Origin of the sequence: Corynebacterium sp. KPL2734 (assembly GCF_040225595.1) — a bacterium.
In the GTDB taxonomy this organism is placed as follows: domain Bacteria; phylum Actinomycetota; class Actinomycetes; order Mycobacteriales; family Mycobacteriaceae; genus Corynebacterium; species Corynebacterium rhinophilum.
The window spans coordinates 22610-48679 of the sequence record NZ_JBEHFO010000001.1; the positions used below are offsets into that span (position 1 = coordinate 22610).

The 26070-nt window shown below is 58.9% G+C and carries 24 protein-coding genes, 1 tRNA gene and 1 other RNA gene; 17 read left to right on the top strand and 9 right to left on the bottom strand.

Annotation, left to right across the window (positions count from 1 at the left end; all coding sequences use genetic code 11):
* Nucleotides 1-252: 252 nt before the first annotated feature.
* The gene (locus ABRP88_RS00110) at nucleotides 253-669 is read left to right on the top strand and encodes a hypothetical protein (RefSeq protein WP_349835597.1); all 417 of its coding nucleotides are present in this window, start codon (nucleotides 253-255) and stop codon (nucleotides 667-669) included.
* A gap of 78 nt (nucleotides 670-747) precedes the next feature.
* Here the strand turns inward: ABRP88_RS00110 and ABRP88_RS00115 are convergent, their stop codons facing one another.
* The 3 genes from ABRP88_RS00115 to aceE all read right to left on the bottom strand — a co-directional run bounded on the left by ABRP88_RS00115 (nucleotide 748) and on the right by aceE (nucleotide 4731).
* Entirely contained in the window at nucleotides 748-1536 is a 789-nt protein-coding gene (locus ABRP88_RS00115; RefSeq protein ID WP_284830784.1) for an HAD-IIA family hydrolase, read from the bottom strand.
* Nucleotides 1533-1832 (bottom strand): acyl carrier protein, encoded by a 300-nt coding sequence (locus ABRP88_RS00120; protein WP_296090724.1) that lies wholly within the window; start codon nucleotides 1830-1832, stop codon nucleotides 1533-1535. Before ABRP88_RS00120 ends, ABRP88_RS00115 begins: the two co-directional genes overlap by 4 nt.
* A 154-nt stretch (nucleotides 1833-1986) precedes the next feature.
* Nucleotides 1987-4731, bottom strand: coding sequence for a pyruvate dehydrogenase (acetyl-transferring), homodimeric type (aceE, locus tag ABRP88_RS00125; protein WP_349835599.1), 2745 nt, complete (start codon nucleotides 4729-4731; stop codon nucleotides 1987-1989).
* 358 nt (nucleotides 4732-5089) lie between these two features.
* On the opposite strand from aceE, the gene ABRP88_RS00130 reads away from it, so the two are divergent.
* From ABRP88_RS00130 to ABRP88_RS00145, 4 genes are all read left to right on the top strand, one after another.
* On the top strand, nucleotides 5090-5488 hold the full coding sequence (locus ABRP88_RS00130; RefSeq protein ID WP_284782375.1) for a DUF3052 domain-containing protein: 399 nt from the start codon (nucleotides 5090-5092) through the stop codon (nucleotides 5486-5488).
* A 67-nt stretch (nucleotides 5489-5555) separates the two neighbouring features.
* Nucleotides 5556-5631 (top strand) — tRNA-Val (locus tag ABRP88_RS00135).
* A 310-nt stretch (nucleotides 5632-5941) separates the two neighbouring features.
* The gene (locus ABRP88_RS00140) at nucleotides 5942-6271 is read left to right on the top strand and encodes a hypothetical protein (protein WP_237791676.1); all 330 of its coding nucleotides are present in this window, start codon (nucleotides 5942-5944) and stop codon (nucleotides 6269-6271) included.
* A 95-nt stretch (nucleotides 6272-6366) separates the two neighbouring features.
* Complete coding sequence (locus ABRP88_RS00145; RefSeq protein WP_349835602.1) at nucleotides 6367-6648, top strand: hypothetical protein; 282 nt, start codon at nucleotides 6367-6369, stop codon at nucleotides 6646-6648.
* Between the two features lie 83 nt (nucleotides 6649-6731).
* Here the strand turns inward: ABRP88_RS00145 and ABRP88_RS00150 are convergent, their stop codons facing one another.
* Nucleotides 6732-7691, bottom strand: a complete 960-nt coding sequence (locus ABRP88_RS00150) for an SURF1 family cytochrome oxidase biogenesis protein (protein ID WP_349835603.1) — start codon at nucleotides 7689-7691, stop codon at nucleotides 6732-6734.
* Between the two features lie 10 nt (nucleotides 7692-7701).
* Complete coding sequence (locus ABRP88_RS00155) at nucleotides 7702-8193, bottom strand: low molecular weight protein-tyrosine-phosphatase (RefSeq protein WP_284624754.1); 492 nt, start codon at nucleotides 8191-8193, stop codon at nucleotides 7702-7704.
* 93 nt (nucleotides 8194-8286) lie between these two features.
* Here ABRP88_RS00155 and ABRP88_RS00160 point away from each other — a divergent pair, with 93 nt between their 5' ends.
* The 4 genes from ABRP88_RS00160 (at nucleotide 8287) to rnpB (ending at nucleotide 11791) form a co-directional block, all read left to right on the top strand.
* Nucleotides 8287-9429 carry a Nif3-like dinuclear metal center hexameric protein gene (locus tag ABRP88_RS00160; RefSeq protein WP_349835606.1) on the top strand — a complete coding sequence of 381 codons (1143 nt, stop codon included), beginning with the start codon at nucleotides 8287-8289 and terminating at the stop codon, nucleotides 9427-9429.
* A complete protein-coding gene (locus tag ABRP88_RS00165) occupies nucleotides 9430-10149 on the top strand; it encodes a zinc ribbon domain-containing protein (protein ID WP_349835608.1) in 720 nt (239 codons plus the stop codon).
* Nucleotides 10146-11321 (top strand): bifunctional RNase H/acid phosphatase, encoded by a 1176-nt coding sequence (locus ABRP88_RS00170; RefSeq protein WP_349835863.1) that lies wholly within the window; start codon nucleotides 10146-10148, stop codon nucleotides 11319-11321. Before ABRP88_RS00165 ends, ABRP88_RS00170 begins: the two co-directional genes overlap by 4 nt.
* Nucleotides 11322-11336: 15 nt before the next feature.
* An RNA gene (gene rnpB, locus ABRP88_RS00175) (RNase P RNA component class A) lies at nucleotides 11337-11791 on the top strand.
* A 3-nt stretch (nucleotides 11792-11794) separates the two neighbouring features.
* Here rnpB and ABRP88_RS00180 read toward each other — a convergent pair.
* On the bottom strand, nucleotides 11795-13069 hold the full coding sequence (locus ABRP88_RS00180) for a galactokinase family protein (RefSeq protein WP_349835610.1): 1275 nt from the start codon (nucleotides 13067-13069) through the stop codon (nucleotides 11795-11797).
* A gap of 251 nt (nucleotides 13070-13320) precedes the next feature.
* Between ABRP88_RS00180 and ABRP88_RS00185 the strand changes: the two genes are divergently transcribed.
* Complete coding sequence (locus tag ABRP88_RS00185; RefSeq protein WP_284784576.1) at nucleotides 13321-13515, top strand: hypothetical protein; 195 nt, start codon at nucleotides 13321-13323, stop codon at nucleotides 13513-13515.
* Between the two features lie 70 nt (nucleotides 13516-13585).
* Here the strand turns inward: ABRP88_RS00185 and ABRP88_RS00190 are convergent, their stop codons facing one another.
* Together ABRP88_RS00190 and ABRP88_RS00195 are read right to left on the bottom strand one after the other, a co-directional pair.
* Entirely contained in the window at nucleotides 13586-15343 is a 1758-nt protein-coding gene (locus ABRP88_RS00190; RefSeq protein ID WP_349835612.1) for a CYTH and CHAD domain-containing protein, read from the bottom strand.
* Between the two features lie 175 nt (nucleotides 15344-15518).
* Nucleotides 15519-16559, bottom strand: a complete 1041-nt coding sequence (locus ABRP88_RS00195) for a DUF2786 domain-containing protein (RefSeq protein ID WP_349835614.1) — start codon at nucleotides 16557-16559, stop codon at nucleotides 15519-15521.
* A 195-nt stretch (nucleotides 16560-16754) separates the two neighbouring features.
* Here ABRP88_RS00195 and ABRP88_RS00200 point away from each other — a divergent pair, with 195 nt between their 5' ends.
* From ABRP88_RS00200 to ABRP88_RS00225, 6 genes are all read left to right on the top strand, one after another.
* Nucleotides 16755-18092: a glutamine synthetase family protein gene (locus tag ABRP88_RS00200; RefSeq protein ID WP_284769463.1), complete on the top strand. Its 1338-nt coding sequence runs from the start codon at nucleotides 16755-16757 to the stop codon at nucleotides 18090-18092.
* Between the two features lie 7 nt (nucleotides 18093-18099).
* Complete coding sequence (locus ABRP88_RS00205; protein ID WP_349835617.1) at nucleotides 18100-21159, top strand: bifunctional [glutamine synthetase] adenylyltransferase/[glutamine synthetase]-adenylyl-L-tyrosine phosphorylase; 3060 nt, start codon at nucleotides 18100-18102, stop codon at nucleotides 21157-21159.
* 97 nt (nucleotides 21160-21256) lie between these two features.
* On the top strand, nucleotides 21257-21628 hold the full coding sequence (locus tag ABRP88_RS00210) for a Cgl2226 family protein (protein ID WP_284769465.1): 372 nt from the start codon (nucleotides 21257-21259) through the stop codon (nucleotides 21626-21628).
* Nucleotides 21621-22088: a hypothetical protein gene (locus ABRP88_RS00215; protein ID WP_284796354.1), complete on the top strand. Its 468-nt coding sequence runs from the start codon at nucleotides 21621-21623 to the stop codon at nucleotides 22086-22088. The genes ABRP88_RS00210 and ABRP88_RS00215 overlap by 8 nt, the downstream gene beginning before the upstream one ends.
* Before the next feature lie 161 nt (nucleotides 22089-22249).
* Complete coding sequence (locus ABRP88_RS00220; RefSeq protein ID WP_349835619.1) at nucleotides 22250-22447, top strand: hypothetical protein; 198 nt, start codon at nucleotides 22250-22252, stop codon at nucleotides 22445-22447.
* Between the two features lie 47 nt (nucleotides 22448-22494).
* Complete coding sequence (locus ABRP88_RS00225; RefSeq protein WP_349835621.1) at nucleotides 22495-23271, top strand: AAA family ATPase; 777 nt, start codon at nucleotides 22495-22497, stop codon at nucleotides 23269-23271.
* Between the two features lie 4 nt (nucleotides 23272-23275).
* On the opposite strand, the gene ABRP88_RS00230 is transcribed toward ABRP88_RS00225, so the two are convergent.
* Nucleotides 23276-24583, bottom strand: a complete 1308-nt coding sequence (locus tag ABRP88_RS00230) for an MFS transporter (RefSeq protein WP_349835623.1) — start codon at nucleotides 24581-24583, stop codon at nucleotides 23276-23278.
* Between the two features lie 38 nt (nucleotides 24584-24621).
* On the opposite strand from ABRP88_RS00230, the gene thrC reads away from it, so the two are divergent.
* On the top strand, nucleotides 24622-26064 hold the full coding sequence (gene thrC, locus ABRP88_RS00235) for a threonine synthase (RefSeq protein WP_349835625.1): 1443 nt from the start codon (nucleotides 24622-24624) through the stop codon (nucleotides 26062-26064).
* The last annotated feature ends 6 nt before the right edge of the window (nucleotides 26065-26070 follow it).

The window sequence follows — 26070 nt, forward strand, 5'->3', positions numbered from 1 at the left end:
GGTAAATCTCTCAAATTTCACTGTTGTAACTCAAATTTCTTTAGTCACTTTAATCACAGTCTGGACTTTGGGTTGAGGTTTAGAACTTGGGGGTTGAAGTGAAAGTTGAGGGTTGTAGAGGGTGGTGTGACGCAGGAAAATTGGGTGCAGACGCAAAAGACAGTTCGTTGGGGAAGACGAAGCTCGTCTTGCACTGCGCCGCATGCCATGCGTGTGGTTCGCAGTGGTGATTTGTCGAGGGAGATATCGGCTATGAATACTTGCGTCAATACAGTGCCGGTTGATCAACCGGCCTCCAACTACACGTGGCCCAGCCGCAACGGCGCGGCCGTCGTGGTCACTGGTGTGCTGAAAATTTCTGGGATGCCGCGTGCGCTGCGCCCGGAAGTAGAGCGCGCCATGGATCGGTGCATTCGCACCGAATCGGAGTTCATCGTCCCAGGCGATGACCCGCTGACCGCCCAGTGGTGTACTCGGTGGTACCGCGATGAGATCTCTATGGAGGCACTCGTGCGAGGTGAGGCCACGGGGCCGGAGATTGATTCCGGCATCGGCATTGGCTGCCATCAGGTGCTCACCGGAACCGAGGCGGAGCTTGCCGCGCTCGAGAGCGCGGTGTGCTACCTAGCGCAGCGCTATGGCTTTAGCGCCACCGTGCGTTTTAGCTAAGCCGCTCGAGCGAATCGGCTCGAGCGCGGCCACATGAGCTGAGCCGCACGAGCTAGGCCGCGCGGCTGGGCGCCCTTTTTAGGATTCTTCGTCGGCGAATGGATCCATGATCTTATCGGGAATATCTGCAACCGACTTAAACACGGCGGTCGGGCGGTAAGGGTAGCGAGAGATTTCGCGGTCATCGGAAATGCCGGAGCGCACCAGAATGGAGCGCATGCCGGCCTCGAGGCCCGCCTTGACGTCGGTATCCATGCGGTCACCGATCATGACGGTGTTTTCAGAGTGCGCGCCGATGTGGTTAAGCGCCGAACGCATCATGACCGGGTTGGGCTTTCCCACGTAGTAAGGCTCGCGGTGGGTGGCGGCGGTGATCAATGCGGCCACCGCGCCGGTTGCAGGAAGCACGCCCTCGGGAGCGGGACCCGTAACATCAGGGTTGGTGGCGATGAAGCGGGCGCCATTGCGGATGAGGTTGATGGCGGTGGTAATCGCCTCAAAGGAATAGGTGCGGGTTTCACCAAGGACCACAAAATCGGCGTCATCGTTGGTGAGGATCCAACCGGCCTCGTGCAGGGCGGTGGTCAGGCCGGATTCTCCCACGACGTAAGCCTTGCTGGAGCTGGCCTGGGTAGCCAGGAAGTTTGCCGTCGCCGTAGCGGAGGTCCAGATGCGCTCGGCCGGAATATCCAGGCCGGTATTGCGCAGCCGCGCCGCCAAGTCGCGCGGGGTGGACATGGAGTTATTGGTCAGCACCATGTACTCAATGTCATTATCTTTTAGCGCCTGAATAAATTTATCGGCGCCGGGGATCATTTCCCCTTCCTTGATGAGTACGCCGTCCATATCGGATAGATAAGAAATCATTGGTGGTCCTCCAAATAGTCAGCGATATCGCCGATGGTCTCGCAGTTAAGCATTGTTTCCTCAGTAAGCCGCACCTTAAAGAGCTCTTCTGCACGCACGGTGAGCTCTATAAGCTCGAGGGATTCCACGCCGACATCGGAAAGCGCGGTGTCCCTGCCAAGTTCGGCCTCGATTCCGGTGACTTTGATGATGAGGGCGATGAGCTCGCCCAGCGTATCCCGATCCGGGGCGTGGTCCTTATCTGGGTCAGAACCCTGAAACTTTGCCTGCAATTGGGCACTGAGGTCATTTGCCATAATGACCAGTGTAGTAGCGATTGGTGCGTGGCATAGGAGAAATAGGCTCACGCGGTACTGGTTAGGGGGAATGGGGCGAAAAATAATTCAGGCGCTTCCAGCAATAAGCCGGAAGCGCCTGAGCTACATCTCCATTGCGGAGGTGCGGGCGATATTACTCGCCGCTATTAGGTGCAGTTGGATCGTCCAACTTCAGCTCGGAGGCCGCCTTTTCTACAACGGAGCGCTCAATCTTGCCGTCGCGGGCAAGGCCATCGAGCACGGCGACGACGATGGATTCCGCGTCGTTATTGAAGAAGCGGCGGGCACCCTCGCGCGTATCGGAGAAGCCGAAGCCGTCTGCGCCCAAGGTGATGTAGGTACCTGGGACGTAGGGGCGGATCTGCTCCTGGAGCTCGGTGGTGAAGTCCGAGACACCCACGAATGGGCCTTCGAAGTCCTTGAGCTGGGAGGTAGCGAATGCCTCGGAGGGCTCTTCGCCCTTGCGCAGCGCTTCCTTATTGCGGCGAGCACCGTCGCGGGCCAGCTCGTTCCAGGAGGTCACGGAGAACAGCGATGCCTTGACATTGTAGTCCTCAGCCAGGATCTTCTGTGCGCGAAGAGCCTCGTGCACGCCGACGCCCGAGGCCAGGATATTGGCCGGGGTGGAACCGTTCTCGGCGGTATTGAAGTGGTAGATGCCCTTGTGCAGGCCCTCCACATCCAAGTTCTCCGGCTCGGCCGGCTGGTGGACTGGCTCGTTGTACACGGTGAGGTAGTACATGACCGGCTCATTGTCCTCGCCGTACATGCGCTCGATACCGCGCGCTACCAGGTGTGCAACCTCAAAACCGAAGGCCGGGTCATAAGAAATGACCGCAGGGTTGGTGGCTGCCAAGACAGGGGAGTGGCCATCCATGTGCTGCAGGCCCTCACCGGTCAGGGTGGTGCGGCCGGCGGTAGCGCCGATGATGAAGCCGCGGCCCATCTGGTCGCCGGCGGCCCAGAAGGCATCGCCAGTGCGCTGGAAGCCGAACATCGAGTAGAAGATGTACAGCGGGATCATGGCTTCGCCCTGGGTGGCATACGAGGTAGCGGCGGCGGTAAAGGATGCTGCCGCACCGGCCTCAGAAATGCCCTCGTGCATAATTTGGCCATCGGTGGCCTCGCGGTAGGACAACATCAGGTCGTGGTCCACCGGCACGTAGTTCTGGCCGCGCGGGTTCCAGATCTTCATGGTGGGGAACCAGGAGTCCATGCCGAAGGTACGAGCCTCATCCGGGATGATGGGCACGATGCGCTTGCCCAGTTCCTTATTGCGCATGACCTCCTTGAAGGTGCGCACCAAGGCCATGGTGGTAGCGACTTCTTGCTTGCCAGAGCCCTTGCGCACGGAGCGCAGCTTGTCCAAGGAAGGTGCTTCCAATGGAGTGAAGTCCGTGCGACGCTCGGGCAGGAAGCCGCCGAGTTCTTTACGGCGCTCCAGCATGTACTTGATCTCCGGAGAATCCTTGCCCGGGTGGTAGTACGGCGGCAGGTAGGGATCCTTTTCCAGCTCTTCATCGGAGAAGGGGATTTCCTGTTTATCGCGGAAGTTCTTGAGATCCTCCAGCGTCAGCTTCTTCATCTGGTGGGTAGCGTTGCGGCCCTCGAAGTTGTGGCCCAAGCCGTAGCCCTTAATGGTGTGGGCCAAGATGACGGTCGGCTTGCCGGAACCCTTGTTCTCCAGTGCTCGGGCGTACGCTGCGTAGACCTTGCGGTAGTCGTGGCCGCCGCGGCGCAGCGCCCAAATCTCGTCATCGGAGAAGTCTTCTACCAGCTTTGCGGTGCGCTCATCGCGGCCGAAGAAGTGCTCGCGCACATAAGCGCCGTCATTGGCTTTGAAGGTCTGGTAGTCACCATCAGAGGTGGTGTTCATGATGTTGACGAGGGCACCTTCGGTGTCCTTTTCCAGCAGCTTATCCCAGCCGCGGCCCCAAATGACCTTGATAACGTCCCAGCCGGCGCCGCGGAAGAAGGACTCCAGCTCCTGGATGATCTGGGTATTACCGCGCACTGGACCGTCGAGGCGCTGCAGGTTGCAGTTAATGACGAAGGTGAGGTTATCCAGCTCGTACAGAGCAGCGGTTTGCAGCAGGCCGCGGGATTCTGGCTCGTCCATTTCGCCATCGCCCAAGAAAGCCCAAACGTGCTGCTTGGAGGTGTCCTTGATACCGCGGGTTTCCAGGTACTTATTAAAGCGTGCCTGGTAAATGGCGTTCATCGGGCCAATGCCCATGGACACGGTGGGGAACTCCCAGAACCATGGCATCAGGCGCGGGTGCGGGTAGGAGGGCAGACCCTTGCCTTCACCAAGGGAGACTTCCTGGCGGAAGCCATCGAGGTCCTCTTCAGAAAGGCGACCTTCCATGTAAGCGCGGGCGTACATGCCCGGGGAGGCATGTCCCTGGAAGAAGACCTGGTCGCCGCCTGAAGGATCGTCCTTACCCTTGAAGAAGTGGTTGAGGCCGACCTCGTACAACGGGGCGGCACCCGCGTAGGTGGAGATGTGGCCGCCCACGCCGATGCCGGGGCGCTGCGCGCGGTGCACCATGATGGCAGCGTTCCAGCGGATCCAACGGCGGTAGCGCTTTTCTAGTTCTTCATCGCCAGGAAATTCTGGCTCCATGTTGGTGGGGATGGTGTTGACGAAGTCCGTCGACGTCAACGAGGGAAGCTCCACGCGCTTGGCGGTGGCGCGCTCCAGAAGGCGCAGCATCAGGTAGCGTGCGCGTTCTTGGTCAGAATGGTCCAGCAGACCATCGAGGGAATCCATCCACTCGCGAGTTTCTTCTGGGTCGCTGTCGTGAAGGTACGATGCAACACCATCGCGGATAAGCGGGAAGTTGGAATCGCCCTTGGCGGGGTCCTTCTCGGCCATGTAAACCTCCTAATTAAGGGTCTGCAGAGTTTATCCCCTACGATACGCGTTCCCAGATCGCGAGTGGGGGTCTAGGCCGGATAAAACGCCGTGCTTTCCGATGCACCCCCTATAACCTGCGGTTTGCTTTCCTAGCTCGGCGTGCAAACGTGGGTAGTAGGCCCCTAAACGGCGCTAGTTCTCCCACAAAACAGGCGCCGGTGTGAGCAGAAAAGGGCCTGCAAATTGGGGGAAAGGGGTGCTATAGCAAGTAAAAGACGCCCTGGGACGTTAAACTACATGTAATAACACACGCCCTCTCCGCCGAGCGCGGGCCGGGCGTGAGCAAGAATTCACCGAATAAGGAAGGAAATGCATAGTGGCTGACGCTGCAGTCAAGCTCGGAATCAAGGAAGGGCAAATCGCTCTAGAGCTTGGTTGGGACGAGGATTGTGACACCACAATCTCTGAATCTATCGAAGCCGTACTCGGTGAGGATTTCCTCGAAGAGGAAAATGATGAGCTGTGCGATGTAGTCCTTCTTTGGTGGCGCGAGGAAGACGGCGACCTCGTGGACGGCTTGGTGGATGCCATCCGCCCGCTCGCGGATAACGGTTCCGTATGGTTGCTGACCCCAGGCGCTGGCAAGCCTGGCACTATTGAGCCTGGTCTCATTTCTGAATCGGCACAGCTCGCCGGCTTGGTGCAGACCAAAGCTGAGCGCTTGGGCGAGTGGCAAGGTTCCTGCCTGGTACCGCGCGGTTACACCAAAAAATAGCCTTCACCAGCTGATTTGTGTAGCTTCACAATCCTGCGCTACTGTACATAACAGCGCAAGGGCGCATGCGGCTTTAGCTCAGCTGGAAGAGCAATTGGTTTACACCCAATAGGTCGGGGGTTCGATCCCCTCAGGCCGCACCAAATTAGACCCCGCTTTTCGAGAAATCGAAGAGGGGGTCTTTAATATTTTTACTACAACCATGCGGCATCCGGCCTAAATGACATTTTGTGTTGGTGGGGTGTGTGGTTTAGAGCATGTGACCTTTGTATATTCCCATAGAGTGGTTGTAGCTAGAGTCGATGCCGCTGTTGAAACATGCTGGTCGGTCGTCTCCATGGCCGTTGGTGGCTTGTGCTGCTTGGTGTGTCCACTTTCCGGGGTCAGGACCGTATGATCGCGTTTAGGAAATAATTACTGTTTCACAGGATAATAAGGCGGTGAAACGGAAACGTGGCGGAAAGTATAGCTTTTGTTACTGATGCTCGGCTGGCTAGAGTAATTAAGATTCTCGATACAGCTGGAGAGTGCCTTAACCTAAAATCTGATGATGATTCCCAGGAAACTTACAGATTTAACACTCCTAGTGGTGCTTATGTAACTGCGTTTTGGGATTTGAAACCAGATATCGACGAATATGAAACGGTTGTCGATGTTTATGAACAAACTGATACTGGAGCGGCTGCGCGACTTTTTGAAGTAGTTGCTAGCTCCATAGAACAAAGAATTGTTTTGTTTGGTCCCGATTCTGATGAAGTAGTTGCCGAGTCAAATGTTTACTAACGGAAGGTCCCTGCTCGGCTTATCTCCTTATGCAGGTTGGGAACCTACACACAAACCATTAGACACTCTCAAACTCGGGGCACTTCAATTTTGGTATGGAATGGTTGGCCATCGCGCTGGGTATTCTTTCCACTTCATTGCTCACGGCAGGCCTAGCTGCGGTGATCGGTACCGCAGGTGTGGGAATTGGCGCGGTGTTTACTATCTTCCTTGGCAACCCACTCTCGGGCCTAGCCACCGGACCATGGTTGCTCCCTGCTGGCTGGGCTACATTGGGGCAGCGGATGCCCATTGGCGCAACGGGGTACCTCGTTCGTTCCTTGTCCTATTTTGATGGTCAAGGCGCAGGACACGCGTGGTGGGTATTCGCGGCCTAGATAACAGCGGGCTTCGCATTACTCATGTGGGACCGGTCTGCCAGCACTACAAAATCGAAAGCAGGTCAGGAGGGCTAGGAAAGTTAGTAGCGCTCGCGGCGGCGCTTTTTCAGCTTGGCGTAGTGGTCCGGCTTGGAATCGCCGTAGCGGGAGCGGTTGCGCAGTGCGGCGGCGTGAGATGCGGTATCGGATTCAGCAGCGGCGGTGGTAGCAGCCTCGGTGCCAGGCTCGCCGTGGGCGGAGGGGCTGGAGACGGGGGCATCGGCAAGCGATTCTGCGTCCGCATTGAGAGCCTGCATGGCGGCTTCTTCCTCGCGCAGGCGGCGGCGCTCGCGGATCTCGGACCAAATAAAGTAGCCCAAACCCAGCGGGGCCATGATGCCAAAGGCAATCCACTGGTAGCCGTAGGAAAGGTGGTTGCCGCGATCGAGTTGCGGGACGGGCATGGCGTTGAGCACGCCCGGCTGATCCTCAGAGAGCTGGATATAGTCTTGGCCTAAGTCGGCACCGATAAGCGAGCCCACCTGCTCGGTGTGGATGGAGTAAACCTGCTGGTAGCCCTCCTGCGTGATGGGGGCGGTCTGGTGCTCGGCCTCATTTGAGCGCACCATGCCGGTAATCGTTAACTCTTCGGAGGGGGCGGGCGGAATATCCGGCACCGCGTTGCCCTCCTCGGCGCTGACCCAACCGCGGTTAATCAGCATGGTCAGGCCCGCATCGGTGCGGAAAGGAACCAAGGACTGATAGGACGGGCCGGAGCCGGCGGGGCGCAGGCGAAGCAGCACCTCATCCTCGGGCAGGTAGTGACCTTTCAGTGTGGTGCGGGACCATTCATCGCCAGCGATGGCCCCATCATCGTCTACGACCTGGTCAATCGGCTGCGGATCGGCTTCGTAGGCGTGGGTGATATTTTCATTGCGCTCCACAATGTCATCGTCCTTTCCCAGTTGCCACGGGGCAAGGACACTAAAGGCCAGGTAGGAAAATGCCACCACGAAAAGCAGCATGAGTACCCAGACAGGCTTGAGGAACGTCTTTAGCATGCCCCCAAGTCTAGTCGTGGTTTTCGCGAATCCAATCCAGCAGGCCGGGGACGGCGGCTTCGATATTCTTGCGCGCGGTTTCGAAGTCTTCTTCGCTGCCGTAGTAGGGATCGGCGACCTCGGCGCCTTCCGGGGAATTGGGATCGAAGCTGCGCATCAGCCGAACCTTGGCAGGCTCGATGCCTAGATCGATGAGCGAATCATAGTGCCCGGAATCCATCGCAATGAATAGGTCGGCGTCCATGTGTTCTTCGCCCAATTTGGACGCGCGGTGGGAGGCCCCATCGTGTCCGGCGCGGCGCAGTTCTGCCACTGCCCGCTCATCCGCGCCTTGCCCCACGTGCCAGCCGCCGAGCCCGCAGGAATCCACCGTGGCGAGGAGATCGAGCATGTCATCTTCCATTTCATCGCGAACGATGATTTCGGCCATGGGCGAGCGGCAAATATTGCCGGTACACACAAAGACGAGGTAGAGACCCGAGTGAGAAGAAGATTCAGTCATGCGAAAACCCTTTGCGCAGATAGTACTGTAGTGCGGGAGACAGGATATAGCACTAGCGTAATTTACAAGAATCGAGCATAAAGGAGTATCCCCATGTCTGCTGTGCGAGTGGGCGATGTGCGCCGCGTTTTGGACAAGGCCTATCCGCCTCATTTGGCCGAAAAGTGGGATGCCGTAGGCCTTATTTGCGGCGATCCCACAGACGAGGTGCGTACCGTCGCCTTTGCTTTAGATTGCACGCAAGAGGTAGCGGACCGCGCGGTTGAGCTCGGCGCGGATATGTTGATAGTCCACCACCCGCTGCTCCTGCGCGGCGTGGAATCCGTGGCTGCCGATACGCCCAAGGGCAAGGTTGTCCATACCCTGATTAAAAATGGCGTGGCGCTTTTTGCCGCCCATACCAATGCCGATAAGGCCCGGCCAGGGGTTAACGATAAGCTCGCGGAGCTCGTGGGCATTACTCCGGGCCGGCCCATCGTGCCGGAGGCCCCAGAGACCATCGATAAGTGGGGAGTGCATATTCCTGCAGGCAGTGCGGAGCAGGTAAAGCAGGCGCTTTTCGATGTCGGCGCGGGCCACATCGGCGCCTATTCGCACTGCTCCTTCGATATCGCGGGCGCAGGCCAATTCCAGCCGGAGGAGGGCGCGGACCCGGTAGAAGGGGACATCGGCAAGCTGCACCGCGGCGACGAGGTACGGGTGGAGTTCGTGGCTCCCGCCTCGTTGCGGTCCACGCTGATTGTAGCGCTGCACGAGGCACACCCGTATGAGGTGCCCGCCTATGACATCGTGGAAACGGCCGGAAACGGCGATCTTGATACCGCGCTGGGCCTGGGGCGCGTGGGCGAACTGCCCCGCGAGATGACCCTGCGGGCGTTTACACAGCAGGTGGCCAACGCCCTGCCGGAGACCGCATGGGGCATCCGAGCCGCGGGCGACCCAGAGCAGACAGTGCGCACCGTGGCGGTATCGTCCGGCGCCGGGGATTCCTTCCTTGCGGCTGCGGCAAAGCTGGGAGTCGATGTCTATGTTACCTCTGATCTGCGCCACCACCCGGTGGATGAGCATTTGCGCGCCGGGGGACCAGCCGTCATCGATACAGCCCACTGGGCCAGCGAATTTCCCTGGACGGCGCAAGCAAGCGATATCGTAGAAGCAGCATTAGAACTAGATACGGAAATTATTAGCCTGCGAACTGATCCGTGGACTATCTCCGCGCACCCAAAGGAGTCATAAGTGAAATTATCGCAAGAACTACAACCGGTACTGCTGGAATTGGCCAACCTGGAACGCTCGCAAGGCATTGGCGGGGATAAGGAACTGCCAGAAAAGGTCGAGTACGACAAGGCGCAGCAGGAACACAAGCGCTTGCTCGATGCCTCCGGCTCCGCGCAGATGGCAGTCGATGACATGGAAAATGAAATCCTGCGCATCCAGGCCGATGAGCGCAAGCTGCGCAGGCGCGAACGCGATGACAAGGGCCAGCTCGGTGCCGAATTGGATACCGAAAAGCGCAAGGACATCGAGCACGATCTCTACGCCACCAAGTCCCGCATCGCGGATCTGATGAGTGAGCTGCAAGAAGCCCACAACGAGATCCACGCGCTGCGCTCCAACTTGGACGTCCACGGCGCGCGCGTCTCGGATTCCGAGCGCAAGCTGGACATGCTGCGCCGCGCCGCCGACGCCGCGCAGGAGGCCGCGGATAACCAGCCCGACCCCGCCGTGCGCATTGCGGATTTGCGCGAACAGCTGCCCTCCGATGTCCTGGAGGAATACGACGCGCAGCGGCAAGAAAACGGCGTTGGCGCCGCGCAGTTTAAGGCCAACCGGGCCTGCGGCGGCTGCTTCATCGTCTTGCCACCCGCCGATAAAAACGCCGTGCGCAATGCGCCTGCCGATGAGCTGCCACAGTGCAGCGACTGCGGTTCCTACCTGGTGCGCCTGGCATCATGAAGGTCATCATCTACGCCGATGGCGGCTCGCGCGGCAATCCTGGAGTAGCCGGTTCAGGCACCGTCGTTTATGCCGCGGATGGCGCAACCACCCTGCGTGAAATCGTCTATGTGGTAGGTGCCAAGGCCACCAATAACGTGGCTGAATACCACGGCTTATTGCGCGGGCTCGAGGCAGCCTCCGAGCTAGGTGCCAGCGAGGTGGAGTTCTATATGGATTCCAAGCTCGTCGTGGAACAGATCAACGGGCGCTGGAAAATCAAGCACCCCGATATGCAAAAGCTGGCCCTTAAGGCCCGCACGCATATCGACGGGTTTTCTTCCTTCAGCCTGAACTGGGTCCCGCGCGCAAAAAACAAGGTGGCGGATGCGCTATCCAATGATGCGATGGACGCGGCCGCGGCGGGGCACAAGGTGGGCATCGTCAAGAGCGATGCCGATGAGCCTGCCGCCGAGCCTTCGTCCGCAGCCGCGCCGGGTGACTCAACGCCTGCCGAGGGCGAGAAAGAGTGGGATACCTCCGCGCCGCACCCTTCCGACTGGCTAGGCGAGCGCGGCGATAAGACCCGTTTCATTCTGCTGCGCCATGGGCAAACCGAAATGTCTGCCGCCAAGCAATACTCAGGGCGCGCCAATCCGGAGCTTACTGAACTGGGTAAAAAGCAGGCGCTCGCCGCCGCACAGGCTCTTGCCGGTACCACCATCGACGCCATCGTGTGCTCGCCGCTGAAGCGCTGCCAGGAAACGGCGGCCGCCGTCGCGCATGGCCGCGATATCGACGTGGTGACCGAAGAGGGCCTGAGCGAGGTGGACTTTGGCGAGTGGGAAGGAAAAACCGCAGCCGAAGCGCACCAGCGCGACCCGGAGATACACGAGCAATGGCTGCACGATGCCGCCACACCGTGCCCCGGCGGGGAATCGCTGCAGGCTGTTAACCGTCGCGTGCGCGCAGCCCGCAAGGAATTGCAGCGGCGCTATAGCGGCAAGACGGTGCTGATTGTCAGCCACGTCAACCCCATAAAATCCTTCCTCTGCCAGGCCCTGAACGCGGGCCCGGCCACTTTCCAACACCTGTTTTTGGATCTGGCTGCGCTATCGGATGTCGAGTTCTGGGACGGTGGCTCTATGGTGCATGGATTCAACGATGTGGGACACCTGGAGGGGCTGCGCTAGACTAAGGAGCGCGAATGAGCCGGCCGGGCGATCGCGTCGCCGCAAACGGGCAGCGTTGGTGCTGCTACGTGGGCGCCGAGGAAAGTCCGGACTCCACAGAGCACGGTGGTTGCTAACGGCAACCCGGGGTGACCCGCGGGCAAGTGCAACAGAAAGTAGACCGCCTTGTGGCTCCACTTGCGCTTCCACCCAAGTTGGGACCACAAGGTAAGGGTGAAACGGTGCGTTAAGAGCGCACCAGCACCGTCAGCGATGGCGGTGGCTGGGTAAACCCCACCGGGAGCAAGGCATCACGGCCCTGCCACGTCGCAGGGCCCGATCAGGCGTTTTAAGGCTGCTCGCCCGAGCCTGAAGGTAGCTGCTGGAACCAACTGGCAACGGTTGGTCTAGATGGATGTTCGCCGCGCGGCATCTCCACATGTTGGGGCGCCGCGGTTAGACAGAATCCGGCTTATAGGCCGGCTCATTCGCCCTTAATCTTCTACCTTGGCTGGCTCGCCAGCGGCCAGCTTCACCAGCAGGAACCCATCGTCTGCTAGGTCTGCCGCGAAGCTTTCTGCGCGGTTGCTGGGGACATAAGCAATAACGGCGCTAGATAGTCCCGCGTGCGCCGAGCGCGCGGCTACCGCGCCGCGGACGGTGACCAGCTCCGCGAGCTTTTCTGCGGAATCGAAGCCATAAATATTGGTCAGCGAGGCCTGCGATTGCAAGACAATGGGGAAAAGCTCGTTGCGGCGGTGTGAGCGCAGGTAGCGCACAAAGTGCTCCACACGGGTGGTTTCTTCCTCATAAAATGCCATCCACTCAGTAGCCGCATTGATGCTGGGGCGGCCGTCCTCGCCGTAGACCTTGTGTACGGCTTTGAGCCACTCCACCACGCGCTGCTGTGCATCAGGCAATAAACGCAGCGACTCCGTGCCGAAGGAATGGCAGGCATCATCAATAAACTGCTGGCGCTGGCGGATGTCACTAATTGCCTGTTCCTGTTCTTGCGCAACGTCCCCGGGCACCGCCACGGCAAAGGCCACCACGTCCTGGCCCATCATATGGGGCGCGTGGGTGACCGAACCATCGGCATAGTCGATGATGCACACGCCGTCACCACTGCTGCGCAGCGCGGCGGTGTGGCGCGCGCGAAGGGCGGGCTTATGGGCAAAGGTGGTTACCGCCTGGGTGCAGACATCTGCAATGCGCACGCGCAGCGGCGCATCGAGGTTATCGGCTGGGCCCATTAAGGCAAGAGCTACGGCAACATCCGCCGCCGATGCAGCGCCTAACCCGATATTGGCAGGGATATCGCTCACGATGGTGATATCCGCCCCAGCCGTTTCCCGGGATAGTAACTGGCGGTTGACCATGGTGTGCACGATGCCGCCGATGCGCGCGGCCAGACCTCCTTCTGGTGCGGGCGGGATGACCGGTTGGCCCTCAGAGTCCGTCGTGGGTTGTTGGGCCGCAGCGAGCGCAGCCACCTCCTGGAGTCCAATGGAATCGTGCGCAGGCTCCCCGCTAGCCGGTATGTAGTGGACCGAAACGATGCCATCCGTGCGCGAACTGACGGCCGCTGCTGCGCGGAGATCCGACAAGCTTGCGGCGACGATGCCCCCATAGTGATCGATATGCTCGCCAATAAGTGGCCAGGTCGCGGGCGCGCTGGCGACATGGGTGGGCTCCGTTCCCACGATAGAGGCGTGTTGTTGTGCAACGCGCTCAGCAATAGGGGACTTAGGCGTCGACCACAGTGGCATGAAGGCAAAAGCTCCTTTTCCAATTCGGCGGATAAAAATCACGCGGCTACGTGGCGCGGGCTAGCGCCATGGACAAAGTAGCCGATAAAGCGGCTCCCTCGCTCCGCGTGAGAGAGCAGGGGAGGCATCAAAAGAAATACTGCCCTCATATTCTAGCGGGCGTGTGTTTTCGTGCATGGGTAGTGTGGGCACCAACCACAAACAGGCGGCGCACACGTGCTGCCCAGAGTATATAGACGAAAGGGACTACCGTGGCGACTACAGCAGATGAGAAATGGTATTACGACCCCTCCACCAAAGAAGTCAGCAAAGGAAAAGTATCCGGCTGGGAAAACCGCATGGGCCCCTATGACACCCGCGAAGAGGCCGAGCACGCCATAGAAATCGCGCGCGCTCGCACCAAGGCAGCCGATGCCGCAGAAAAGGAAGATGATGGCTGGGACTAGTTAATTTCTCAACCACCATCTGACTGCGCTTCATGCGGCCTAACGCGACACAGCTGGTGCCGCGGCAGCGCTACTTCTTCAGCTTCTTGCGCAGCGGTTTAAACGCGGCCTTGATGTCCTTGAAAGACTCGTTGTAATCATCCAAGGCAGAAAGGCCGATAGCGCGTTCGCGCTGATACAGCAGGCCGTAGCCAAAGGTATCTTCCCCGCGGCGGTGCGCGTTCTGGGATAGCTCGAGCAACTTATCCCGCGAGGTAACCGAGTCTTGGAAATCCCCCAAGACCGATTGCATCTTTTTGCAGGCCTTGTACAGGCGCTTGGTCTTTAGCTTCGTTGCTGAACCAGCTGCCTCTGCTGCGTAGCGCAGCTTCTTGGCAGCCTTGCGCATATCGTGGAAATAATCCTCGCGCTCGTGCAGCGAAAGCTCCGCGTTATCCCAATTGTCCACGGCCTTCTTATGCCGCTTGACCAATTTCTTATAGGCCTTTTCTAGGTGGCGTGCCATTACGGCATCGACGTCCTCGGCCTCCGCGTCGCCAGCGTTAGACGGTTCTTCCGTCTTCTTTTCAACGGCCGATTTTTCCTCTGCAGCATGCGCTTGTGCGGATTCTTCGACTGAATCATCGGTTGTATCCCCAGCCGCTTCCTCAGTCGCGTCCACAACAGCGGAATCGTCATCACTATCGGTATCTTCTGCGGACTGGGAACCGGACGTAGGGGGATCCGCCAATAGGCGGTCGAGGGACTCGAGTAATTCGAGGTATTCCTCAGAATTTAGCGCGGCGATAACCTTGCGGTGCGCCCGCCGGTAGGCGGTACCCATGTCGCGGGAGATGTGTTCGCGGGTGGCGGCATCTAAGGTATCGGAGTCCTCGGATTCCAGGAGTTCTTGCCAGTGCTCTTCTACGACCTCTGCATCGCGGGCTACGCCCAAAATGCCGGCGAGCTCTTTGAGGTCGGCTTCGATTTTTTCAATCTGTGGGCCGACGACGATGCCGTGAAAAGTCTGTAGGTGGCTGCGCAGCTCGCGGGTGGCCACACGCATTTGGTGCACCGAGTCCCACTCATCGCGGCGAACGCGCGGATCGTAATCAATGAGCTTGTCGCGGTTAGCCTGCAGCGCTGCAATCACCGCTGCTGCCGGGGAATCCTCATCAACATTCGGGGTTACGAGCGCGGGCGGTAGGGGAGCATTGTTGTAGGAATCTCCCAAGGCCGACTTCAACTTAGACGGGGACGAAGAAACGCGAGCCCCAGCGCCGATGAGAAGTGAAGTCGCGCGGCGGATGAACTGGCTTCCTTCTTCGGTGCCTGGAAGCTCACCGGCAAGCTCCACTTCCCATTCGCGCCAGGATTGCTGCTGCCCGCCGGGAAGAAAGGAAAAGGCGGTGACGTGGTCATCGCAGAATTCCGCGACGGGATTATTGTGCTCGTTCGCAAGCAGCATCTCGGTGCGGTTATTATCCACTTGCGCAATGGGGCTTAACTCTTTGTGGCGAACGATAGAGCGCACTTGCTTTACAAGCTCTTGGGGCACCTCGTATTTGCCGTCTACCGGTTCTCCCAGTTCGGCATGGATCTCAGTTCGGCCGCCCTCGCTTGGGATTTTGATGTGCCAGCCATCGTCATTGCCGCCGGTGCGGCGGCGCAAGGTGATTTTGGAGTGCGTTAGACGCAAATCTTCCGTGTCGTAATAAATGGCGGATAGAGCGTGGTGGCGCGTTTCTGCAATATGGTCAACGGATTCGAGTCGAGTGAGTTCAGGTAGTTGAGTCGATTCTGCTACGGCGAATTTCGCTTCTACTTCCAGAAAAGTCTGTGTTGACATTCACATACCCTTAAGCTTTTACAACAATTAATTTCACCTGTGATCCTACCCGTGACGCGCAGCACGCGCCTGAAAAATTTCGCAGCGTTTGCTGTGCGCACAGGTAGAAATGCGCAGCCGGCACCATGGGCTGAAAGCGGGTAGAAGAAGCCGCGGGGTGAGGGGGCCGCCGGTATTAAGAATCGATGCCAGTGGCAGGTCCACCCAAGTGAGACTTATCCGCGGCCGTGATGCCATCAGTGATGCCATGCAGGCTATTCATGGATAGCGAGGATGTGGTCAGGTTGGGAAATAGGCGATTTCGGGTTTCCTCGGCATGATCGGTGCGCGCTTGGAGCGCAGGCAGCGTCTGAGTGGCGATGAGCTCCGCGTGGTGGCTGCAATAGGGAGACTCATCGAGTTTTTCTTCGATGCCGTCTTCATTGGCCAGCTGCAGCAGCTCCCCGATCCGGGCGGCATAGGAAAGGCGGAAGCTACGGCGATAGGACGCGGTGGTCTGTGTCGCGCGTGCAAACTCGGCACCCTCGCTATTGCGCATGTACCAATCGCATTGGCGGTTCAGGGAGGAGAAAAGGTCGGCGCAGTGCGCGGCGTCTTCGGGCGCGCCGATGATGCAGGCAATGCCCTTTTCGTGGATGAGGAGGGTGGTGCACCCATTGGCATTGGCGATGGTGCCTAACAAGGTGACCTGATGCTTGATATACGGCGGGTGAACGTGCACGCGGTGGGAAATGAGACGCGGTTGGTCAACGGTTAAGAGATCTTCGATGCGATATTTTTGCTGCAGCGACTGCGCCTTGGAAATGAGTACCTCTGCCTCTTCTGCAAAGGACGTGGATTCTGCCTTGCGTAATAGCCCCAAGACCTTGTGGCGGATTTTATCCTGCTTATCGCTAGGGTCACCAGCCTGGCTCAACTCGCCGCCTGCTAAAAGTTCGGTATCGCGCAAACGCGGCAGGTGCACCAGCTCTTTCATGATGGCGCGCATTTTATCGCGGGGAATGAAGTTTTCTTGCGGGGCTTCTAATTGCAACCACGCTTTGCGCAGCGCGGGTGAGGTGATGCGGGCAGGTACGTGCGGGCTAGCGCGGTAGATGAGGGGATAAGAATAAGAACCAAGGATGTGGCGTAAATCGTCCGGGGACCACCCGTATTGGGCGGCGGTCACTACGGCATCGATAACGCTGGCAGAAAGTTCATCAACGTGGGAGGTCATACTTGTTTCTTCCTTTAGAAAGCTTGTACAGGTGTTCGCTTGCCCCACTAGCAAATCACGTGCGCGAAGCCGTACCTGCTGCATTAACCCCCGCTAGCTACCCCCTGAATACTCTGGCGACCTGCGAATCTGACCATGTGGAAATTGACTAATGAACTGCACACTGCCTAGCGGTGAGCCGGTAAGGTTTAGGGCATGAATAGCCAACACGAATTCGTCTTACGCACCGTTGAGGAACGCGATATCCGCTTTATCCGCTTGTGGTTTACGGATATCATGGGCGCCCTCAAATCCGTAGTGATGAGCCCCTCCGAACTCGAATCCGCCTTTGAGGAGGGGATTGGCTTTGATGGCTCTTCGGTAGAAGGGTTTTCCCGCATCTCTGAATCGGACACCATTGCGCTGCCGGATCCCTCCACCTTCCAAATTTTGCCCTTTGATGACAACGAGCCGGACCTGCAAACGGCGCGCATGTTCTGCGATATTGCGCAGCCGGATGGTCAGCCTTCCGTGGTGGATCCGCGCCATATCCTGCGCCGCCAGGTTACCGAGGCGGCCAATGATGGATTTACCTGTATGGCTTCGCCAGAAATTGAGTTCTATTTGCTGGAACACAGCAAGGAACTGACAGACCTGGTCCCCACCGATAATGGCGGGTATTTCGACCAAGCGACGCACGATACCGCGCCGCTATTCCGGCGCCGCGCCATGCTGGCGCTGGAATCACTCGGCATCGCCACCGAATTTAGCCACCACGAAACCGCGCCGGGCCAGCAGGAAATCGATCTCCGCCACGCCGATGTGTTGACCATGGCGGATAATATTATGACTTTCCGGCGCGTTATTAAGCAGGTGGCCACGGATTCAAATGTGCGGGCTACGTTCATGCCCAAGCCTTTTGAGGATCTCCCGGGCTCCGGAATGCATACGCACTTTAGCCTTTTTGAAGGCCAGTCCAATGCCTTCCACGATCCGGATGATGAATTTTCGCTCTCACACACCGCCAAGCAGTTCATCGCCGGAATTTTGGAGCACTCTACGGAGATGAGCCCCATTATCAACCAGTGGCCCAACTCCTATAAGCGGCTGATGTTTGGCAATGAAGCGCCGGGTTCGGCTACGTGGGGCGTGCAGAACCGTTCTGCCCTGGTGCGCGTGCCGACGTACCGCCTGACCAAGGAGGAATCGCGCCGGGTGGAAATCCGATCCATCGATGCCTCCATGAACCCGTACTTGGGCTATGCGGTGATCCTCGCAGCCGGGCTGCGCGGCATCCGGGAAGGCTACGAATTAGACGAGCCGGCAGAAGACGATGTCCACCAGCTCACCCACCGCGAACGCCGCGCCATGGGGTATAAGGATCTTCCTTCCAGCATGGATCAGGCCCTGCGAGAGTTTGAAAAGTCCGAATTTATGGCGGAGGTCTTGGGCGAGCACGTCTTCGAGTTCTTTTTGCGCGCCAAATGGGAAGAATGGCGCGATTACCAGCGCCAAATTACGACAGTCGAGCTGCGCAACAACCTGAATTTCTAGGAGAATAATGCGTCCTGCCACGGTGCCTTCGCCGGCGTCGCTGGGCCTTAGCCGGTCCCATGCCGCACAAGACTTAGAACAACTGGGATGGAATAACCCGGAGTCCGTTGACCTCTTATGGACGCTGGCTGCGGTCGGTGATCCAGATTTGGCACTTAATAACCTCGTGCGCATTTACGAGCAGGCCCCGGACCTCGATGCGGAAATCCGCAGCAATGAGCAAGTGAGGGTGCGCCTTCTTGCGCTCTTGGGTGCGTCAACGGCGTTTGGGGATCACCTCGCTGCCCACCCGGAGCTGTGGGAAGAGCTGAAAAAGCCCCTGCCGGAGCCAGAAGAGATGCTCACCAGCCTGCTTGAAACGGTCGGCGCGCAGCCGGCAACGTTTGCGGCAGAGCTCGATGCTCCCGATCCAGCGAGGGAGGATCTCAGCGCGCCGGGTACGTACCGCGCGAGCGAAGGCGAGCATAAAAAGGAGATGCGGACCCAGTACCGCACGCTGATGATGCGGCTCGCCGCGCACGATGTGGCGGGTACCTTCCACTCCCGCAAGGGGCAATCCCGCCCGCAGCCGGAGGTAAGCTTTCGGCAGGTCACCACGCTGACTACTGCGCTTGCCGATGCCGCCCTTACCGCCTCCCTTGCCGTTGCGGTGCGCAAGATCTACGGCGACGATCCGCTCGATGCGCAGCTTGCCGTCATGGCGATGGGTAAATGCGGTGCCGGCGAGCTCAATTACATTTCCGATGTGGACGTTATCTTCGTCGGCAGCGAGGCAACGCCCAAAGCCACCCGGCTCGCCGCGGAGTTTAACCGGATTGGGTCGACGACATTTTTTGATGTCGATGCGAACCTGCGGCCGGAAGGTAAGTCTGGGGCGTTGGTGCGCACGCTGGATTCGCACGTGACCTACTACCGCCGGTGGGCAGAGACCTGGGAATTCCAGGCGCTGCTCAAGGCCCGGGCGATGACCGGCTACCTGCCGTTGGGGGAGGATTACCTGGAGCAAATCCGGCCGATGGTCTGGACGGCCTCGCAGCGCGATTCCTTCGTGGAAGACGTCCAAGCCATGCGCCGACGCGTATTAGATAATGTGCCGGATGAGCTCAAACATCGCGAGCTCAAGTTGGGCGTCGGCGGGCTGCGCGATATCGAATTCGCGGTGCAATTGCTGCAATTGGTGCACGGTCGCTCCGATGAGTCCCTGCGTGCGCTTTCGACAGTGGATGCCCTCGACGCGCTTATCTCCGCAGGCTACGTGGGCCGCGAGGATGGCACGCAGCTCATTGAGGCCTATGAATTCTTGCGCCTTTTAGAACACCGCCTGCAATTGGAGCGCTTCCGCCGCACGCACACGCTGCCGGCAGACGATGATGAAGCGGGCCTGAACTGGCTCGCGGTGATATCGGGGTTCTCCCCGCAGGGCACTAAGTCTGCGGTGCAGGGCATGCTTGCGCATTTGCGCCGCATCAGGATGCGCATTTCTGAGTTGCACTCGCGCCTGTTTTATCGCCCACTTCTCAATTCCGTGGTGACCATGTCCGCCGATGAGCTCAGACTTTCGCCCGAGGCGGCAAAGCTACAGCTTGCGGCATTGGGCTATAGCTCGCCGGTGCGCGCCTTCGAGCACCTGACCTCCCTGGCCTCCGGTACGTCGCGCAAGGCACGCATTCAAGCCATCTTGCTGCCGACCTTGATGGAATGGCTGGCAGACACCGCGGACCCAGATATGGGGTTGCTCAATTACCGCAAGCTCTCAGAGGCCGCCCGGGATAAGTCGTGGTTCCTGCGGATTTTGCGGGATGAGGGGATCGTCGGCCAGCGCTTAATGCATATCCTAGGAACCTCGCCATTTACCGCGGACCTTATTATCAGCGCCCCGGATTCGGTAAAGCAGCTTTCCGATGGCGCGACCGGCCCCAAGTTGCTCGAAACCAAGCCTGAGCAGGTATCTAAGGCGCTGGTTAATTCCAGCAAACGCCATGCGCACCCGGATAAGGCGGTGGCGGTCGCGCGCTCGCTGCGCAGGGTGGAGCTGGCGCGCATTGCCAGTGGCGATCTCCTAGGAATCATCCCCGTTGAGCAGGTGTGCCAAGAACTGTCGACCATCTGGAACGCGGTCTTGGAAGCCGCCCTGCGCGCTGAGGTGCGGGCTTGGCGGATGGACCACGAGGATGCGGAACCGCCGGCGCGCATTGCGGTTATTGGTATGGGTCGGCTCGGTGGCCGTGAGCTTGGGTTCGGCTCCGATGCAGATGTTCTTTTTGTGGCAGAGCCTGAGGCTGCAGACGATGAAGGCGAGGCTATGCGGTGGGCCATCGGGATCGTCGATAAGCTGCGCCGTCGACTTGCCAAGCCCTCTGGAGATCCGCCTTTGGACGTTGACTTGGGCCTGCGCCCAGAGGGGCGTTCGGGTGCTGTGGTGCGCAGCATTGCCTCCTACAAGCGCTATTACCGCGAGTGGGGCGAGGCCTGGGAAATGCAGGCGCTGCTGCGCGCGGCCTTCATCGCCGGAGACGAGGAAGTGGGCCAGCGCTTTATGGAGATGATCGATGAATACCGCTACCCGGATAGCGGTGCAAGCCAGTCCACCATTCGCGCCATCCGGCGCATGAAGGCTCGGGTGGATAATGAGCGCCTGCCGCGTGGGGCCGACCGCACCACCCACACGAAGCTGGGGCGCGGGGCCCTGACCGATATTGAGTGGACGGTGCAGCTGCTGATTATGATGCACGGGCACGAATGTCCCGAGCTGCGGCAACCAGGAACCTTGCCGGTGCTGGAGGCGCTGGAAGAAAGCGGTATCTTAAGCGCCGATCAAACTAGTGACCTGCGGGATGCGTGGTTGATGGCAACGGATGCCCGCAACGCGTTGGTGCTGGTGCGCGGCAAGCGCGTGGATCAATTGCCTGGGCCGGGCCAGCAATTGGCTCAAGTAGCCGGCGCGGCCGGCTGGACTCCGGAGGATAACCAGGATTTCCTAGATACCTACCTGAAACTGACCCGGCACGCACGCAAGGTGGTCGATGAAGTCTTTTGGGGAGAGGAGGAATCCTTCGAGCATTCTTAAAGTTGCCGCATAACTTGGTCTATACAGCGCTAATTCCCTTAACTGTTGAAGTTTCGCGCCCTAGAGTAGGGATAAGTTAGAGAAAGGATCTTTGGTTATGTCATTTCAGCTGCAGCTCGATGTGGACTCCGCCACGGTTGGAGAATTGGCCGCATTGCTTTCTGCCGCTCGCGCGGCAGGAGTCCGTGATGATGACGCCCTAGAATTAGATGGCACCACCTTGACCATTGAGGTCTCGGCCCCACAAACAGGCGCATCCCGCGGCGGGCAGAATCTCGACGCGCCGCATCACCAAGACGACCTTGGCCGCGAGGGCGGTGCGGACTCCCGCTCGCGCGGGCGCGGCGACCGCATTGGGGAGGCCACGATCCGCTCGCTCATTGATATTTTGAATGAACGCGGCAATGGTAATTCCTCGCGCGGCAATGGTTATGGCTTCTTCGGAGGAAACTCGGATTACCATGGCTAAATCTTCGGGAGCCCACCGCAGGAAGCTTATCTACCTCTGGGGCTGTATCGCCGTGGCGGCCATTATCGCCGTCGTCGTTGGCACGTGGGCAACCAGTCGCCATCACCCGCCTAAAGGGACGATGACCGTGGGAGATGCCGTAGCCGGGGGAGTGGTGCAAGAAGAAGCGCCCGCCCAGGTGAATGGTGCGGTAGGAAGCGATGCGTCTTCAGAGGCCAATCGCGTGATGTCGCTGGCAAAGGCGTTGGGGATTCCCCTGGAATCGGTGCCGCGCGATATTACCCAGAATAAATCCGGAAAGTCAGATGTCCGGCAGTATCTAGAGCGCGAGTTAAAGAGCGCCGTGGCCTCTGGCGAGCTGGATGAAGAAGATGAAAAGGCCATCATCGGTGCCTTCGAAAAGGGGATTGTCATCCCTGCCAGCGATGGCATCGTGGCCGAAAGCGCCCCAGCGAATTAGGCCAGTGCCATGGGCACTGGAATGCCTGCGAATGGTCCCTAAGAAGTTTCAGGAAACCGGCAGACTGACGGCATGGCCTTAACAGCTCGTCTCCCTAGAGTTATCCCATAACGAAACGGTAACGAATAAAGGTGTGCGTTACCGAGGGACTGGAGGAGACGATGACAATCAACAATAAGTTATCTACAACCGCGGCGGTGGCCGCAGCCATAGTCTTTCCTATTAGCGGGGGATTAGGTATTGCCTTTGCGGTAAATGCGGTTCCAGCAGAGACCATTGCCCAAGCCGCAACCGGGGATCCATTAATCCTGCACCTCAAGTCCGCACTCGAGGTAGCAACAGCACTAGCGAAGAGATAGCGTGCATACCCCAACTGTGCACCGCCGCTGCTGCTAAAGTTCCAGGCATGTTGGTTGATGCCATTCGCTTGAAATCCATGCCGCGGGATTATCGCCGCAGCCTGCCTGCCTTCGATTACCTAGCGGATTTAAGGCGCTTTTCCTTTACCCGCCCGGTGACGATTTTCGTCGGCGATAACGGCATAGGAAAATCCAGCCTCTTGGCTGCCATGGCAACGGATCTTGGGTGCTCTCCCAAGGGCGGCCGGATGGGGGATCCGGAAGCAATCTTGCCAGTAAGCCCGGTGGCTTGTGAGTGCACGGAGCTTATCCAGCGCGCCTATTTCCTGCGCGCGGAAACCCACGAATACCTGCTATCGCGCGAACAATCACCCGAGGAAACCGGCGGGCGTTCCACCCTGCCCATCCAGGTGGATGTGCAGGCCCGCTCGCACGGCGAGTCCGTCTTCGACGTGCTCTATGAGCGAGTAGACGGCGCTGGGGTCTATATTCTGGATGAACCAGAATCGGGCTTGTCCGTCGTCCGGCAATTGGCGCTGATCGCTGAAATCGCCCAGGCCGTTGACCGCGGTGCGCAGGTATTTATCGCCACGCATTCACCCATCCTATTAGGCTGCCCCAATGCCGATATCGTGGAATTAAATGACACCGGCTTCCAGCGCATTTCCTTTGATGAGGCCGAAGCCGTGGCCGCCACTAGGGAGTTCCTCGCGGATCCAGTGGGAACCATCAGCTTTATCTTGGACCCAGACGCAGAAGATGCAGAGGCGGAGGATGCAGAGGCGGCCGACACCACGGTGGACGAGGCCGAAAGACCCGAATAGACCGCTAGGTTACTTCCACGATCCGCACGGATGGCCCCGCGTAGCCGCCGCGCCGGCGCAGGATGTGGGTGATGACGACACCAGCCATGCCGCACAGCCATACGGCGAGGACGGCGAGTGAGGCGGAGGTGAAATCGGGTATAGAGTAATTGGGGGCATCGGCAGAGTGGTCCAAGACCATGCCGAATAATTGCGCACCCAACATGCCGGAGGTAAACCCGCCCATATTACCCAAGCCGGTGGCGGTGGCGACGACGGAGCGGTCCATGCTCTCGCGGATGATGTCGAAGCCATAATTCGACGTCGGCGTGCACAGCGCCAAGATAAAGGAGACCACGGTGATGGCCGCCAGACCCCCGCCGGTGCCAAAGGCGAAAAATAGCACCCAGGTCAGCACGTGCAGGCACACAAACCCGAGGGCGACCCATGGGCGGATATTCTGCGCACGGGAGGAAATCCGGCCGTGCAAGGGCCCGACCAGAACCAAAAATACCGCCAAGAGGGTGAGTACTAGGCTGGCCTTGCCCTTGGATAACTCCATGCCTTGGGTCATCATGGGCATGCCCCACAGCATGACAAAGACAATCAGCGGCAACATCCCGCTGTAGTGAATAAAGTATGCCTGCCAGGCGATGGGCGAGGTAAAGACCGCCTTCAAGCGCGCGCCGATGCTGCTGCCCTGGGAATTGGGTGGCTCCTTCTCCAGCGGAATAACCCCGAGCTTTTCTGGGGAGTCAGCGACCGCGACTGCGGCGGCAATGGCGACGAGGATGCCTACTGCACCCAGGGTCACGAACGCCGCGGTCCATCCCGCCGTTCCGAGCAACCAGAGGAAGGGGACTGCGGAAATGAATTGGCCCATCTGGCCAATGGAGGAGGTCACCTGGGTAAACATCGGGGTGCGGTGTAGTGGGAACCAGTAGGGCAGGATGCGCATCACCGACAGGAAGCCCGTGGCATCGCCTGCGCCGATGAGCACGCGCGCGAAGATGGCTACCCCGTAATTGCTGGTAAAGCCGAGCATGACCTGGCCTACGCCCATAATGACCGCGCCCACCACGAGCAGGATGCGGGGGCCAAATTTATCGATCAACATGCCGGTGGGGATTTGCGCGATGGCATAGACACCCAATTGCACGGAGGTAAATACCGCGATGCGCCCAGCATCGACGTCGAAGCGCTCGATAGCATCGAGGCCGGCTACGCCGAAGGAAGACCGCCCAGTAATGGCTACGAGGTAGACCGCCATGGCCGCCACCCAAATCATTAACGCCTGGGTTGTGATAACTTCTCTTGGATTTGGCTGCGACATGGCTGATACCTTACGCGTTAACTACTAGGATTCATCTTGTGAAGTATATTTCGACCCGTGATACCACCGGCCAGCCCGCATCCTTTACGGATATCCTCTTAGGAGGGCTCGCGCCCGATGGTGGCCTATACCTGCCTGAAACCTACCCGCAACTGGACTCCGCCACGCTGGATGCGTGGCGTGAAGTGGCTAAAACCGACGGCTATGCCGCCCTTGCGGCCGAGGTCATCAAGCTGTTTATCGATGATATTCCAGAGGAAGATCTGGATAAAATCGCCGCCCGGGCATATACCAGCCCGAAGTTTGCCTCCCCTGAGATCGTCCCCGTCACTGAACTAGGAGATGACCTCTTTATCGGTCACCTTTCTGAGGGACCCACCGCTGCATTTAAAGACATGGCCATGCAGCTTTTGGGCGAGCTTTTTGAATACGAGCTTGCCCGCCGCGGGGAGACGCTGAATATTTTGGGCGCTACCTCTGGCGATACCGGCTCTTCTGCTGAGTACGCCATGCGCGGGCGCGACGGCATCCGCGTTTTCATGTTGACTCCGGCTGGGCGCATGACCGCCTTCCAGCAGGCCCAAATGTTTGGCTTGGATGATCCGAATATCTTCAATATCGCCCTCGACGGTGTCTTTGATGATTGCCAGGACGTGGTAAAAGCCGTTTCCAGTGATGCGGAGTTTAAGGCCAACTACCGCATCGGTGCGGTCAACTCCATTAACTGGGCGCGCCTGCTAGCCCAGGTGGTTTACTATATTTCCTGCTGGATCAAGGTCACCGATAATAACGAGCAAAAGGTATCCTTTAGCGTTCCTACCGGTAACTTCGGCGATATTTGCGCCGGTCACATCGCTCGCAGCATGGGCCTTCCCATCGATCGCCTCATCGTGGCGACGAATGAGAATGACGTTTTGGATGAGTTCTTCCGCACCGGAAACTACCGCCCGCGCCCAGCCGCGGAAACCATGGCCACCTCATCGCCGTCGATGGATATTTCCCGCGCCTCCAATTTCGAGCGCTTTGCCTTCGATCTTTTAGGCCGCGATGCTGCGCGCGTTGCGGATCTCTTTGGCACCAAGGTCAAAGAAGGCGGGTTTAACCTTGAAGAAGACCTCATTACGGCCGCGCGCGAAGACTACGGTTTCTTGTCCGGTTCCTCCACCCACGATGACCGCCTTGCCACCATCAAGGATGTGAACGAACGCTATGGTTACCTGGCGGATCCGCACACGGCCGATGGCATCAAGGTGGCGCGGGCGGCCCAAAAAGAGGGCGTGACGACGCCCATCGTCTGCTTAGAGACGGCACTGCCGGTAAAATTCAGCGAAACCATCACCGAGGCCATCGGGAGCGCACCGCAGCCACCCGAGCGTTTTGCTGACATCCTGAACGCGGAACGCCACGTGGCGGATCTGCCTAACGATGCTGCAGCGGTCAAGGACTTTATTACCTCGAGCATCAAGAACACGGAGGTGTAGCCACCA